General features: G+C 72.4%; 12 protein-coding genes and 1 pseudogene. 6 read left to right on the top strand and 7 right to left on the bottom strand.

The annotated features are described in order from the left end of the window. Positions 1-219 (bottom strand): hypothetical protein (locus ACFWA9_RS26005; protein ID WP_380390114.1); only part of this gene is annotated, 219 nt, incomplete at its 3' end. Between the two features lie 186 nt (positions 220-405). On the opposite strand from ACFWA9_RS26005, the gene ACFWA9_RS26000 reads away from it, so the two are divergent. Then, positions 406-1,044, top strand: coding sequence for a DUF1345 domain-containing protein (locus tag ACFWA9_RS26000; RefSeq protein ID WP_380390112.1), 639 nt, complete (start codon positions 406-408; stop codon positions 1,042-1,044). A 57-nt stretch (positions 1,045-1,101) separates the two neighbouring features. On the opposite strand, the gene ACFWA9_RS25995 is transcribed toward ACFWA9_RS26000, so the two are convergent. Together ACFWA9_RS25995 and ACFWA9_RS25990 are read right to left on the bottom strand one after the other, a co-directional pair. Next, on the bottom strand, positions 1,102-2,094 hold the full coding sequence (locus ACFWA9_RS25995) for a DUF5937 family protein (RefSeq protein ID WP_380390110.1): 993 nt from the start codon (positions 2,092-2,094) through the stop codon (positions 1,102-1,104). Positions 2,095-2,466: 372 nt separating this feature from the next. Beyond that, positions 2,467-3,135, bottom strand: a complete 669-nt coding sequence (locus ACFWA9_RS25990) for a class I SAM-dependent methyltransferase (protein WP_380390108.1) — start codon at positions 3,133-3,135, stop codon at positions 2,467-2,469. Positions 3,136-3,426: 291 nt separating this feature from the next. On the opposite strand from ACFWA9_RS25990, the gene ACFWA9_RS25985 reads away from it, so the two are divergent. Beyond that, the gene (locus ACFWA9_RS25985; protein WP_380390106.1) at positions 3,427-4,875 is read left to right on the top strand and encodes a condensation domain-containing protein; all 1,449 of its coding nucleotides are present in this window, start codon (positions 3,427-3,429) and stop codon (positions 4,873-4,875) included. A 182-nt stretch (positions 4,876-5,057) separates the two neighbouring features. On the opposite strand, the gene ACFWA9_RS25980 is transcribed toward ACFWA9_RS25985, so the two are convergent. Further along, on the bottom strand, positions 5,058-5,573 hold the full coding sequence (locus ACFWA9_RS25980) for a DinB family protein (protein WP_352287788.1): 516 nt from the start codon (positions 5,571-5,573) through the stop codon (positions 5,058-5,060). Positions 5,574-5,752: 179 nt separating this feature from the next. On the opposite strand from ACFWA9_RS25980, the gene ACFWA9_RS25975 reads away from it, so the two are divergent. Continuing rightward, a complete protein-coding gene (locus ACFWA9_RS25975; protein WP_380390104.1) occupies positions 5,753-7,447 on the top strand; it encodes a sodium:solute symporter family protein in 1,695 nt (564 codons plus the stop codon). A gap of 13 nt (positions 7,448-7,460) precedes the next feature. Further along, the gene (locus ACFWA9_RS25970; protein WP_359807501.1) at positions 7,461-7,769 is read left to right on the top strand and encodes a hypothetical protein; all 309 of its coding nucleotides are present in this window, start codon (positions 7,461-7,463) and stop codon (positions 7,767-7,769) included. 104 nt (positions 7,770-7,873) lie between these two features. Here ACFWA9_RS25970 and ACFWA9_RS25965 read toward each other — a convergent pair whose 3' ends face one another. After that, positions 7,874-8,467, bottom strand: a complete 594-nt coding sequence (locus ACFWA9_RS25965; RefSeq protein ID WP_380390102.1) for a DUF4291 domain-containing protein — start codon at positions 8,465-8,467, stop codon at positions 7,874-7,876. Positions 8,468-8,634: 167 nt separating this feature from the next. Beyond that, the gene (locus ACFWA9_RS25960) at positions 8,635-8,955 is read right to left on the bottom strand and encodes a hypothetical protein (RefSeq protein ID WP_380390100.1); all 321 of its coding nucleotides are present in this window, start codon (positions 8,953-8,955) and stop codon (positions 8,635-8,637) included. A 205-nt stretch (positions 8,956-9,160) separates the two neighbouring features. Here ACFWA9_RS25960 and ACFWA9_RS25955 point away from each other — a divergent pair. Continuing rightward, positions 9,161-9,571: pseudogene (locus ACFWA9_RS25955) on the top strand (hypothetical protein); the annotation flags it as partial. Between the two features lie 185 nt (positions 9,572-9,756). Here ACFWA9_RS25955 and ACFWA9_RS25950 read toward each other — a convergent pair. Further along, complete coding sequence (locus ACFWA9_RS25950) at positions 9,757-10,236, bottom strand: hypothetical protein (protein WP_380390099.1); 480 nt, start codon at positions 10,234-10,236, stop codon at positions 9,757-9,759. 418 nt (positions 10,237-10,654) lie between these two features. Between ACFWA9_RS25950 and ACFWA9_RS25945 the strand changes: the two genes are divergently transcribed. Then, positions 10,655-11,110: a hypothetical protein gene (locus tag ACFWA9_RS25945; RefSeq protein ID WP_352287776.1), complete on the top strand. Its 456-nt coding sequence runs from the start codon at positions 10,655-10,657 to the stop codon at positions 11,108-11,110. Positions 11,111-11,147: the final 37 nt, after the last annotated feature.

Genomic DNA, 11,147 nt, shown 5'->3' with positions numbered 1-11,147 from the left:
GGGCGAGGCGCCCGCGCCGCCGGTGGAGGCCTGCGGCGACGCGGTGCCCGCTCCCGCGCTCGCCTCCGCGCTCGCACCGGCACCGGCCGTCGCCGTGCCCCGGCCGGCCGCCGCGGCGCCGTCGCCCGAGGCCTTCGAACCGCTGGAGCCGCAGGCCGTCAGGACCCCCAGCAGCACCCCGGCCGTAGCCACCGTCATCGTGCGACCGACCAACTTCACAGCACTCTCCCTCGTACCTGGTGTCCGTGGACCGCCAAGGAACCATAGCCCCGACCTCCCCGGCTCCGTCCCGCCCCTCCCCCTTCGCCGGTCGGACCCGTTCTCCGGGCTCCCGCGCCCGGCTGCGCCCGGGCCCAGCCGCGGATACGCTGACGCCGACCCCCGCCGTCAGCGCCTGAGGCTCCCATGAACCACTCGTTGGTCCTCTCCGCCGTCCCGCGGCTCGCCGGCTCGGCCATCCTCGGAGCGGTCCTCGGAACGGTCGTCGCCGTCCTGACGGGCGTGCCGCTGGGCGTCCTCGCCGGCATCGCCGGAGCGGAGACGGCCTTCGTCGTGGCGGGGTGGATCGTCCTGTGGCCGATGGACGCCGCCGCCACCCGCCGCAACGTCCGGCGCGAGGAGTTCCGGCCCGCCCTGGAGGAGTTCGCCGTCGTCACCGCCGCGCTGTGCGGACTGGTCGGCATCGTGCTGCTGTTCCTGGCCAGCCGCTCCGACCTGAGCCGGGCCGCGGCCGCGACGGCCCTCTGCGGCGTGTTCACGGCCTGGGCGGCGCTCCACCTGATGTACGCCACCCGCTACGCGTACATCTACTACGGGAGCCCCGGCGGCGGGATCGACTTCAACACCGATGTCCCGCCCCGGTACAGCGACTTCCTGTACTTCAGCTACAACCTCGGCATGACGTACCAGGTCTCCGACACCAGCGTCTCCAGTACCGGGCTGCGGGCGGTCGTGCTGCGGCACTGCCTGCTGTCCTACGTCTTCGGCGCCAGCATCCTGGCCACCACCATCAACCTCGTCGCCGACATCGCCACCGGCCGCTGAACCGCCGCCCGGCCCGGCTCCGGACGGCCTTCGGACGGCCTTCGGACGGCCGCCGGGTCAGTACCCGGCCGGGGCCAGCAGGGCGTCCGCGAGCGCGGTGCGGGCGTAGAGGACGGAGCGGCCGCTGCGGTGCGCGGTCACCAGGCCGGCATTGCGCAGGGCCGTCAGGTGCTGGGAGACGCCGGCCGCGGACAGGCCGGACCGCTGGGCGAGCCGGGTGGTCGACGCGGGTGTGTCCAGCTCGGTCAGCAGCATCGTGCGGGAGCGGCCCAGTACGGCGGCCACCGCGTCCGGGGAGGTGGTGGCCCGGGGCTCCCAGAGGTTGCCGATCCCGCGCGCCGGATAGGCGAGCTGCGGTGGCTCAGGCGCCACCGACCGGGTCAGCACCTTCGGCCAGGCGAACGCGGAGGGCACCAGGAGCAGCCCGGAACCGACCTGGTCACGGGTCAGCGCGCAGTGCCGGCGGACCAGCCGCAGGGTGCCGTCGTCCCACCGGACGGAGTCGTGCAGCTCGTTGAGCACGTGGGCCGAGCCGTGCTCCGCCACCTGCCGCGCCCGGTGGAACACATCGGCTTCGAGCAACCGCCGGATCCGCTCCCAGTAGGGCGCGAGGGCGAGCTCCCAGTAGGCCTCGACCTCCGCGGCGACCTTCGCCAACGCCTCCTCCGGATCCTCGGACAGGATCCGGAACCGGGCAGGCGCCCCCTCGTCGCGCTCGGCGGCCAGCATCCCGAGCTCGACCCGCACCCGCTCGGGCGCGGTCCGCCGGATCGCCTCCAGCTCGGTGGCGAGCGTGGGGAACGGGCCGGCCGGAGTCGGATTGAGGAAGTCCGCGAGGTAGCCGTCGACGGGCACGAGCTCCGCCAACCACCCCCGGTCGAGCCCCGCCCGCACCAGCCGCGGCCGGACCTGCTCGGCCCACCGCCGGTACAACGGCTGCCCGTCCGCCCGCCGCAGCAGCCGGAAGCTGGTGACGACCTCCCACATCGGCGACACCGCGAACCGCGTCTGCGCCAGGTCCGCCGCGGAGAAACTCAGCCCCGACTGCATCCGCCCCACCCTCCCTCGCCCTCCGCCCGAGCCTAATCGACGGGGCCCGGAGCATCGACGAACTCGCCCTCGAACCGACCTCCTTGCTGCCCTCCCGGCGTCGACCGCCCGCGGGAGGACTCGCGGGAGACGCTGCCCGGGTCGGGCATCTGCATCATCCGGCCGGGCACCGGGGCGCGGGGCGTGACCATGGTCCGACCAGGTCCGGCCGGGCAGGCTGGACCTGGATGCGACCAGGGGGGCGGGGGCGTCGGGCCGGGGACTCGGGCGGCGGTCGACCCTTCCGTCACCCCGGCCCCGGCCCGTACCGCCACGCCCCGGGCCGCACCGCGTCGACCGGTCGCAGGTACGCCCTGGTCCGGTGCCCGATCCTCAGCCCGGCCGCTTGGCCATGATGACCACGCCCGGTCCGACGTGCTCGTCCGCGGGGAGCCGGAGTTCGGCGACCGGGCGCAGTCCGGCCTGCTCGATCAGGTGAGTGAGCGGCTCGGGCCGCCACTTGTGGGTCGTCCAGCGGACGGGGACGCCTCCGTAGGCGTCGGTGCGCAGCGCGTCCTCGTCGCCGACATGGGTCGCGGTGATGAAGTGTCCGCCCGGCACCAGGGCGCGCGCGAACATGGCGAGGACCTGGGGAAGGACGTCACGCGGGAGGTTGAACAGTGACCACCAGCCGAGCAGGCCGCCGTAGGAGGCGTCGGCGAGGTCCAGGTCGGTGGCAGAGCTGACGCCGAACCGGCACTGCGGGTGGAGGCGGCGCGCGTTCTCGATCATGCGAGGGGAGAGATCGACGCCGGACACGTCGAGGCCGCGCTCGGCGAGGTAGGCGGTCACCGTTCCGGGCCCGCAGCCGACGTCGAGCACGGGCCCGAGGCCGCTCACGGTGTCGGCGAAGGCGTCGATCGACGCCTTGAGCCACGGGTGGGTCCGGATGTCGCCGATCCCCGTGGTCGCCACCATGTGGGCGTAGTTGTCGGCCACGCGGTCATAGGACTCGCGGACCACGTCGAGATCGGACGGTCGGTCGATGGGGTGAGCGCGCATCAGCCAACGATAGGCCTGTGCGACGCTCTGCCGCCGGGCTCTTGTGGCCGTGGTCGCCGCTTCCCCGGGGGACCGAGCCTGCCGGCTCGGCCGCGGTGACCCGGGCCGGCGGGCATCGGGGCGTGCCCTGACGGCCTGTTGATCGTTGCTTGATTGGTCCGTCACCAACACCCCGTCGGCCGAGACGCGTACGGGACGTGACGCCGGAACGCCCGTGGCGAGGACGGGCCGACGGGTGGCGGCGGTGCGCCGGGACCGCCGGCGCACCGCGAGTCGAGAGAGGGAGCACCTGTGCGTATCACCGACCTGGCCCGCTGCGAGGCCCGTCCGGGGCGTGTCATGGAATGGACCCTCCACCCGTCCACCATCGACGCCGCCGCGGCCCTGGCGGACGACCTCCGCCCGCTCTCCCACCTCCAGCAGTCGCACCTGCGCACCGCGCGGACCGTACGCGACAACGGCCTGACCATGCCGACCTGGATCGGCACCCGGTTCAGCCTGCCCGGCCCGGCGGACCCGGCCGTGCTGGAGGCCACCCTGCTCGACTGGACCCTGCGCCACGAGACGCTGCGCAGCGGATTCCGCCGCCGGACCGAGGGCGTCCGCCGGTTCACGATCGGCGCCGGTTCGGTGGCCCTGCACCGGCACGAGGCAGGGGTGTTCGACCGGGCGGAGGAGCTGGTCACCTACCTGCAGAACCGTTTCGACGCCGCGACGAACGCGCTCGAATGGCCGAACTACATCTACGCGGCCGTCCTGCGCGAGGACGGCACGGACGTCTACCTCGCCTTCGACCACAGCAATGTGGACGCCTACTCGCTGTTCCGCATCCCCGCCGAGGTCCACGAGCTCTACGACACCCGCCGGGGCGGCGGCGAACCGCGAGCGGTCGAGGTCGGAAGCTACCTCGACTTCTGCGAACTCGAATGCGCGCACGCGGAGCAGGTCGACGAGATCCACTCGGCGGTCGCCCGCTGGCGGGAGTTCATCGCCGGCTGCGACGACCGGCTGCCGAGGTTCCCGCTCGACCTCGGTCTGGAGCCGGAGGAGCCGATGCCCGCCCAACGGCTGATGACCGAGATGCTGGTGGGCGAGGAGCACGCCGCCGGGTTCGAGCGGTACTGCCGCCCCTTCGGGGGCACGCTGGCCGGCATCCTGGCCGCCAGCGCGCTGATCGCCCGGGACCTCGGCGGGCACGACGTGTACCGGACGGTGGTGCCGTTCCACACCAGGGCGGCCTCCCGGTGGCAGGACTCGCTGGGCTGGTACGTCGGCGTCGTACCCATCGAGATCCCCGCGGCCGACGCCCCCGACTTCCGGAGCGCGCTGGCGATGGCACGCTCCGAGCTGCACGCGAACCGCCGGCTCGCCCGCACCCCGCTGGCCCGGATCCTGCACCTGCTCGGCTCGGACTTCCGTCCGACCTCGCCCGACCTGCACTCGCTCATGTCGTTCGTCGACGCCAGGGCCGTCCCCGGAGCCGAGCGCTGGACCGAGCAGAACGCCTGCGCGACGGTCCGGGTCTCCCACGGCGACCAGGCCTGCGTCTGGATCACCCGACTCCACGAGGGTCTGCACCTCGCCTGCCGCCACCCCGACACCACCGTCGCCGCACAGTCCCTGCGCGCCTACGCGGACGCGCTGCGCGACACCGTCGTACGGGTCGCCGAGGACGGCGGCGACCTCGCGCCGGGGAGGAAGCACGCACGGGTGGACGCCCTCACTCCCCTGCCGGCCTGAGTGGCCCGAGCGGCCTGAGCGGCCTGAGCGACGGGGGCGACGGGGGCGACCTGAGTGGCGGGGCGGCGGCCGCGTTGGGGGCCGGCCCCGACCGGCGGTCCTCGCGTTCACCCGATTCCGGTGGACGAGATCGGCCGGATCGGACGGTTGGACGGCTGGTCCATCGCGGGGCATCGCCCGGGTCAGTAATAGCCCTTGGTGCCGTCGAGGAGCTCCCGGACGATGTCGGCGTGGCCGGCGTGGCGCCCGGTCTCCTCGACGAGGTGGATCAGCATCCAGCGGAGGTTGGCGCCACCGGAGCGGAAGCCGGGGTGACGGCCGACGTCGTCCAGGGAGGCCGCGGCGACGATCTCGTTGCTCCGGGCGCACTGGGCCTCGTACTCCGCGAGCAGCTCGGCCAGGGAGCGGTCGCCGGGCTGCCAGTCGGCGTCCTCGCCCGACTCGGCGAACGACGGGTTCTGCTTCTCGTCGCCGCCGAGGAACAGGACCTCCAGCCAGGTGTGCTCGGTCCAGCGCATATGGGTGATGAGGCCGGCCATCGTCATGGCCGGTGAACTCGGGAGGACGGAGCGACGAGCGTCCTCCTCCGTCAGCCCCTCGCACTTCCAGCGAAGGATCTGCCGCTGCAGGTCCAACCAGCCGATGAGCGCGGTACGTTCGTCGGCCTGAAGTGGGGGGCGTTCCAGTTCGGGTGTCATATCGGCGCAGGCTACCGGCCTGCCCGCGGCCCTGGCACCTGGTTTTCCGGTCGGCCGGGCGGTGTCGGCCGGTCGGTCGAGCGACTCGCCCACGGGCGGGTGACGCGGGGTGGCGGACGGGCGCGCCGCTGCTAGAAGTCCGGAAGCGGAGAAGCTCCACGTGACGGATCGAGGCAGCAGTGAACTCCCTTGCCGAGGCAAGCCTCCGGCTGGATGCCGAACCGGTCGACTACGTCCTGCTCGCCATCTACTTCGCCCTGGTGCTGGGCATCGGCTCGCTCGCCCGCAGGTCGGTCTCCTCCAGTCTGGACTTCTTCCTGGCCGGCCGGTCGCTGCCCGCCTGGATCACCGGCCTGGCGTTCATCTCGGCCAACCTCGGGGCGGTGGAGATCTTCGGGATGACCGCCAACGGCGCGCAGTTCGGCATCCCGACCGTGCACTACTACTGGATCGGCGCGATCCCGGCCATGGTCTTCCTCGGCCTGGTCATGATGCCGTTCTACTACGGGTCCAAGGTGCGCAGCGTCCCGGAGTTCCTGCGGTTGCGGTTCGGCCGCTTCGCGCACCTGGTGAACGCGCTCAGCTTCGCGCTCGCCCAGGTGCTGATCGCCGGGGTCAACCTGTACGCGCTCAGCACGGTGGTCAACGCCCTGCTGGGCTGGCCGCTGTGGTCCTCCGTCCTGGTGGCGGCGCTGATCGTGCTGGCGTACACGACGCTGGGCGGGCTCTCGGCCGCGGTGTACAACGAGGTGATGCAGTTCTTCCTGATCGTCGCCATGCTGGTGCCGATCACCCTGGTCGGGCTGCACCGGGTGGGCGGCTGGGACGGGCTGAGCAACCGGATCCGGGCGGTGAACGCCGACGCGGCGGAGCAGTTGAACGCCTGGCCGGCCAGCAACCTGACCGGGATCGCCAACGCCACCCTGTCCGTGCTGGGCATCGTGTTCGGCCTCGGGTTCGTGCTGTCGTTCGGCTACTGGACGACGAACTTCGCGGAGGTGCAGCGCGCCCTGGCGGCGAGGAACATGTCGGCGGCCCGGCGCACGCCGCTGATCGGCGCGTACCCGAAGGCGCTGATCGCGCTGGTCATCGTGATCCCGGGGATGCTGGCCGCGGTCCTCTCGCCGGAGCTGGCGCGGTACAAGGCGGCGGGCGGCACGTCGACCGAGGGCGTCACGTACAACAACGCGATCGAACTGCTCATCCGCGACCTGCTGCCCAACGGCATGCTGGGGGTGGCGATCACCGGGCTGCTGGCGGCCTTCATGGCGGGTATGGCGGCCAACGTGAGCTCGTTCAACACGGTGTTCACCTACGACCTCTGGCAGGCGTACGTGGTCAGGGGCCGGTCGGACGCGTACTACCTGCGGGTGGGCCGGACGGTCACCGTGCTCGGCTGCGCGATCGCGGTCGGCACCGCGTTCATCGCCAGTGGCTACAACAACATCATGGACTACCTCCAGACGCTGTTCTCGTTCTTCAACGCCCCGCTGTTCGCCACCTTCATCCTGGGGATGTTCTGGAAGCGGACGACGCCGCTCGCGGGCGGGATCGGGCTGATCGTCGGAACGGCGGCCGCCGTGACGGTGGACCAGCTCGTCCGCCACGACGTGCTGCACCTGGCGGGTCAGGGGCCCAGCTTCGTCGCGGCGAGCGCCGCCTTCGTCCTGGACATCGCGGTCAGCGTCGCGGTCTCGCTGGCCACCCGGCCCAAGCCGGACAGCGAACTGGTCGGCCTGGTCTGGTCGCTGACGCCCAGGGACCGGATCAAGGAGGGCGACACCGCCGAGGACGCGGGCTGGTACCGCAGCCCGGCGCTGCTCGGGGCCGGGGCCCTGCTGCTCGCCACCGTACTCAACGTGATCTTCTGGTGAGAGGAGCGAGGACATGACGGATCCGACGACGGGGGCGGCCGGGCCGGCGGCCGTGAAGGCCGGGATCTTCGACCTGCGCCTGATCCTCGCGCTGCTCTTCTGCGTCTACGGCACCGTGCTGACCGTACTGGGCGCCACCGCCACCTCGCAGGCCGACCTCGACCGGGCGGGCGGCGCGAACGTGAACCTCTGGGTGGGCGTCGGCATGCTGGTCGGGGCGGCGCTCTTCGCCGGCTGGGCGAGGTTGCGGCCGGTCCGGCTGCCGCCGGGAGCGGCGGAGCCGACGGGCTCCACGACGGGCTCCACGGGGCCGGAGCAGTAGGGCCGCCGCGGCTCCGGGGTGGGGGCGGCCGGCCGTGGCGGACGCCCGTCCTCCGGCGGCGGTGCCACCACCGGGCCGGGCGCGGCCCGGGTGGTCGGGTCGGCTCAGTCGCGCAGATGGGCCGTGAGCACGTCGCCAGCCGGGTAGGGGCGTTCCACGGGGAGCAACTGCCGGGCGGCGTCGAGTGCTCCGTCCCTCACGTGGGCGTGGATTGCCTGCGCGAGCGCGGTGACGTCGCGGATCGAAACGATCCACTCCTCCGCGTAACGCTCAGCGGCCTCGCCCGTGAGGCCGAGTTGCAGGGACCGGTGAGCGAGCGGCCGCAGGTGCAGATCGCGTTCGGGGTCCCACTGCACCCGGGCCGGGGCTCGCTTCAGCCGGCGCTTCCAGTCGCCGCGGTCGGGGTGCAGTCCGGGTTGGTAGTGGGCCAGGCAGGCGTTCTCCAGGGCCCATTCGAAGCCCTCGCGGGTGATCTCGACCGCCAGCACGGTCTCCTGCCCCTCCTTGCCCGCCCATCCGCAGCGATACATCATCCAGAGGAACGAAGGCTTGATCCACGTCATCCGGTCCCGCCGCCAGGCTGCGGGAAAGCGTCCGTCCACTGCGGCGGGCAGGCCGATCTCCGGCGCGTACGCCTGGTAGACCGTCACTGTCGTGTCCGTGTAGCTGGCGCGGATCTGGTGCTTGGGTTCTGACACGGTGACCAGAGTCGACGGTGGACGCGCTCGGCGCCATCGAATTGCCCCGTCGAACGGCGCTGGTTGAGCGCTGAGCGCGGCCAGGCCTCTCGGGCCGGCCTCGGGCGGTGCCGTCCCCCCGCTCCTCCGGTCAGCCGATGCCCCGGGGCCCGGTGGGCCCGGTGGGCTCAGACAGCGTCGAACGGTTCGTCGCTCCACCTGAACCAGGCGCGGCCGTCGCTGATGTGCAGGAGGAACTCCGCGACCGGACCTGACGGGGCCAGCAGCGTCAGGGCGGCCGCGATCCGGTCGTAGGAGTCGTCGAACCGCTCGAACTCCTCCGCCTCCACCAGAGCCAGCGACTCGTCGAACCACGGCTTCACCGCCCCGAACGTCGGCGCCGGCGCGAAGCGCCCGTGCAACCAGGGGAACTCGCTCTCGTCGATCACGATCTCGCCGGGCAGTTCCTCCTGGCGCATCAGACGCCAGACCTCCCCCACGAATCCCACTGCGCCGGTTCCCCATCCCTGTCTCGACCTCGCCGGCAGCCTCTCACCCGGCACGGACAACGGGACTCCGGAACGCGATGGCTGAGCTTCCCGTCGCGACCGGCCGATCAGCGGGAGCTCCGGCGATCACCGTGGCCGATGCCGGTGGCCTTCCTCGGCGATCCACTGGGCGAGGGCGGCCAGGGTGGCCTCGGCGCTGTCCGCCATGCGGTCGCACAGCGCGACGAGGTCGCCGCAGGTGCCGCCCAGTACCGGTTCTAGGCGCAGGAGTTGCCAGGACTGCTGGACGACGGTCCCGCGCCGCGCCTCCGTCGAACTCGTCGCCGTCTACCGCGCCCGGTACCCACGGGCCACCGACGGCGAACTGCGCTCCGCCGTCCTGGGCGACACGCTGTTCGGCGACGGCACCCGCCGCCTCGCGGACGCCCACGCCACCGTTTCCGCCCCGGGCGGTGGGCGCACCTACGCCTCCGAGTTCGCCTGGCGCTCGAACGCCCTGCACGGCCGACTGGGCGCCACCCACACCGTGGAGCTGCCCTTCGTCTTCCACGCCGCCCACCTGCCACAACTCCACGGGCCGCACGCGCTGCTGGGCACCGGCAGCCCGCCCGCCGACCTGACGCGGCGGATGCACACGGCCTGGACCTCCTTCGCCCGCACCGGCGCCCGGGCTGGGCCCCGTACGACACCGAGCGGCGCGCCGCAGAACGCCGGGCCTGGCACCACACTGACCGGTGGCACTCGCGGGCCGGTACGGGCCGGTACGGGTCGGCCTGCGGGGCTCTGCCACCTCACTCGATATCACTCGATTCCGAGGGGTCCGACGCCCAGGTCCTCACGCATGAGGCGACGCATCCGCGCCATGGCCTCGCGTCGCCGCGCTATCAGGGGCGCGTCGTCGGCCGAGCCGACCGCCGCTCCCCGGGCGTAGGCGTCGCGGATCGCCCGCAGGCTGTGGAACGCTTCGTTCCCGGCCTCCACGACCGGCGACGGGCCCACGAGCCACAGGCGTTCGCTCGCCGTGTAGATGCCGGTGCTCCGCACCGCCTCCCGCACCGCCGCGTCGCGGGCCGAATCTGACATGTGGTCGCCCAGGGCGACGGCCCGGATCTCCTCACCCGCGGCCTTGAGCGCGGAGACGTACTCCGTGTAGACCTCGCGCCGCACGTCCAGCGCATGCCTGGCCTCCTCCCGCCGCCACCGGTTGCGGTCGGCGATCAGCGTGGCGGCGATGCCGATGACGGCACCGGTCAGTGTGGAGAGCAGAGGCGTCCAGTCCATGGGCCCCAGCTTGTCCAAACCGCTGCGCCGGTACCAGTGGCTTTCGCTGCGAACGTCCGGGGCCGGCCACACGGAAGCCTTCCGCGCGACGGGAGGGACCGGATCCGGGACAGCCCCGCGGGCCTCGGAGCCGGGTGCGCGCGGTACTTCAGCGGCCGGGGACGACGATGCCCTGGGTGGACGGCCCACCTTGTGCCGAGCCGTGCCGTGTCCGCGGCCAACCCGGGTTGTCCGCTGGTCACCTGGGCCGTAGCCGAATCCGGTGGATGGACAATCGGACATGCCTGCACTGTGGGCTTCACCAGGCCATCGGACAACGTGTCGAGGCCCGCGACGGGACACCCCGGGGCCTCCGGCACGGAGACGGTCCCCCGGCAGTCCCGACCCCAGACACCCACGGCACTCGAAGGAGCTCGCCATGCTCAAGAAGCACCTCGCGGCGGTACTCGCGGCCACGGTCCTCGCCGGAGGCTTCGTCGGCCTCTCCGCCGGCGCGGCCCACGCCTACCCCCGGGTCAACAAGTGCGGGAGCGCGTACGACTTCAAGCAGAGCTGGGACATCACCGACAACGCCCAAGGGAGTGTGGTGGTCGGCTTCATCGACATCTACTACAACAGCGGGAACGGGTTCAACTGTGCGATCGCCCGCGGGAAGGACGGGGCCGTCACCGGTCACCACGACATCCGGGTCGCGATACGACGTTCCGGAACGAGCGACTGGATCCAGGACGGCGCCGGGAGCAACTACTCCAGCTACGCGGGCCCGGTCTACACGTATGCCAAGGGGGCCTGCGTCGACTTCGTCGGCGGGCTGATGTACAACGAGTTCGCAGGTCAAGGGGCATCCGGCTACAGCTCCAAGCACTGCGGCTGAAGCGAGGAAGACGTTCAGCGGCGGGGGGTCCCGAGCG

This window comes from Kitasatospora sp. NPDC059973, from assembly GCF_042737525.1.
Classification (GTDB): Bacteria; Actinomycetota; Actinomycetes; order Streptomycetales; family Streptomycetaceae; genus Kitasatospora.
Note: the sequence above shows the minus strand (reverse complement) of the source record. Positions and strands in the feature narration are given on the sequence as shown.